1 protein-coding gene is annotated in these 324 nt (G+C 40.7%); it reads right to left on the bottom strand.

Going from position 1 to position 324, the window contains the following annotated elements; genetic code table 11:
• On the bottom strand, window positions 1-324 hold a 324-nt coding region (locus ACVC08_RS00660; RefSeq protein WP_452600580.1), incomplete at both ends, for a hypothetical protein.

Below are 324 nucleotides of genomic sequence, written 5' to 3' on the forward strand. Positions count from 1 at the left end.
GTAACATCTCCTGTAATGTTTACTCCAGCATCGTAGTTGCATGATGCATCTGTAAATATCTCAATATCTGCCGGAGCAGTAAATGTTGGTGCGATATTATCGGAAACGGTAATGGTTTGCGTTTGTTCTGGCGTAGTGTTACCACAGCTATCTGTTAATGTCCATGTTCTGGTGATAATAAATGATCCTTCGCAAGTTCCAGCGACTACAGTGTCTGTGTAGGTAGCGTCTAGTGTTGCAGAACAGTTGTCATTTTCATCAGTAACATCTCCTGTAATGTTTACTCCAGCATCGTAGTTACATGATGCATCTGTAAATATCTCA

The sequence above is a fragment of the Pontimicrobium sp. MEBiC06410 genome (assembly GCF_053601615.1).